This is a genomic window from Halorubrum sp. SP9 (assembly GCF_005435015.1).
In the GTDB taxonomy this organism is placed as follows: Archaea; Halobacteriota; Halobacteria; order Halobacteriales; family Haloferacaceae; genus Halorubrum; species Halorubrum sodomense.
Window position 1 is genome coordinate 1 of the sequence record NZ_SGXU01000316.1, and the last position, 510, is coordinate 510.

The following is a 510-nucleotide window of genomic DNA, read 5'->3' on the forward strand; positions in this document are numbered from 1 at the left end:
TCTGGATTCCATCAACGAGTGACCGATCGATGTCGTCGTACCCGATCGTCCGTCCGCCGTAATTATCAGCGAACGATTCAGCTTCGCTGGGTTCCGAGAACGGCATGAGATCTGGCCCCATTCCACCCATTACATCCGATTCGATGACGTATGTGAGGCCCGTGGCATCGGCGAATGTATCGGGGGCGGTCGGTGCTGGCATCTTCTTTCGCTCAGTGTCTTCAGGGATCTCCCAATCAACACGGGAGTAGTCCGTGACGTATACCGCGGTCGCCTCCGCGCCGTCAGCTACCAGGTTAAGATGGTACGGGAAGAGGCCATGTGCGAGCGTGTGAAACCAAGCAAGGTTCTCAGTTCCTTCGGAGCCTTGGACGGGGCCCTGTCTGGGCTCGGGTTCTGTATCGGCGTAGAACACCTGCCCATTAGGGCCTCCATGGTCTCCAATGACCATTCCACCTTGGTAATCAGTCTTTTGACCCGACAAATCCACCGGTTCAGAGCTTGATCCAG

At 56.5% G+C, this 510-nt stretch carries 1 protein-coding gene; it reads right to left on the bottom strand.

What is annotated here, in order from left to right; all coding sequences use genetic code 11:
* A partial coding sequence (locus tag EXE45_RS17700) for a nitrous oxide reductase accessory protein NosL (RefSeq protein WP_158294329.1) occupies window positions 1–451 on the bottom strand: 451 nt, incomplete at its 3' end.
* Window positions 452–510 lie beyond the last annotated feature (59 nt).